At 72.0% G+C, this 1,038-nt stretch carries 1 protein-coding gene; it reads left to right on the forward strand.

Going from position 1 to position 1,038, the window contains the following annotated elements; translation table 11 throughout:
- The coding region (locus G5C51_RS42155; protein ID WP_206314899.1) for a cation:proton antiporter domain-containing protein at window positions 1-1,023 on the forward strand (1,023 nt) is incomplete at its 5' end.
- Between the last annotated feature and the right edge of the window lie 15 nt (window positions 1,024-1,038).

Consider the following 1,038-nt stretch of genomic DNA (forward strand, 5'->3'; position numbering starts at 1 on the left):
GTCGGGGTGGGGCTCGCGCTGATGGTGCCGCTGCACTTGCTGCGGCTGCGGCTGCGGGAGCCGCTGCTGCAGAACACGATGTCGCTGCTGATCCCGTACGTCGCCTACATCGCGGCGGAGGCGATGGGGGCGTCCGGGGTGCTCGCGGTGGTGGTGGTCGGGCTGTACCTCGGGCACCGGGCGTATCAAGTCGACTTCGCGACAAGGCTGCAGGAGGCGGCGGTCTGGAAGATGGTCGCCTTCATCCTGGAGTCGGCGGTCTTCGCGCTGATCGGGCTGCAGCTGCCGGTGGTGCTGCGGGAGCTGGGGCCGTATTCGGTGGGGCAGGCGCTGCTGTACGCGGGGGCGGTGCTGGCGGCGGTGGTGGTGATGCGGTTCGTGTGGGTGTACCCGGCGACGTATCTGCCGCGGCTGCTGTGGGCGCGCAACGAGGGGATGCCGCCGTGGCAGGTGCCCTTCGTGGTGTCGTGGGCCGGGATGCGGGGGGTGGTGTCGCTGGCCATCGCCTTCTCGATTCCGGCGGTGGTGCATGACGGGTCGGAGTTCCCGGCGCGGAATCTGGTGCTGTTCCTGACGTTCACGACGGTGATCGGGACGCTGGTGGGGCAGGGGCTCACGCTGCCGTCGCTGGTGCGGGTGCTGCGCCTGCCGGGGCGGGACGAGCGGGCGGAGACCCTGGCCGAGGCGCAGGCGCAGAACGCGGCGTCGGCGGCGGCCGAGGCGCGACTGGCCGAGCTGCTGGAGGACCCGGCGAACCGGCTGCCCGGGCCGCTGGAGGAGCGGCTGCGGACGGTGCTGCAGCGGCGGCGGAACTCGGTGTGGGAGCGCTTGGGCGGCGTCAACGACGCCACCGGGGAGACGGCGGACGACACGTATCGGCGGCTGGCGCGGGAGGCGATTTCCGCGGAGCGGGAGGTCTTCGTGGAGCTGCGGGATGCGGGGCGGATCGATGACGAGATGCTGCGGACGCTGCTGCGGAGACTGGATCTGGAGGAGGCGGCGGCTTATCGGGAGGTGGAGTAGGTCCCACCCGCCCAC

Source organism: Streptomyces coryli (genome assembly GCF_011044975.1).
In the GTDB taxonomy this organism is placed as follows: Bacteria; Actinomycetota; Actinomycetes; order Streptomycetales; family Streptomycetaceae; genus Streptomyces; species Streptomyces coryli.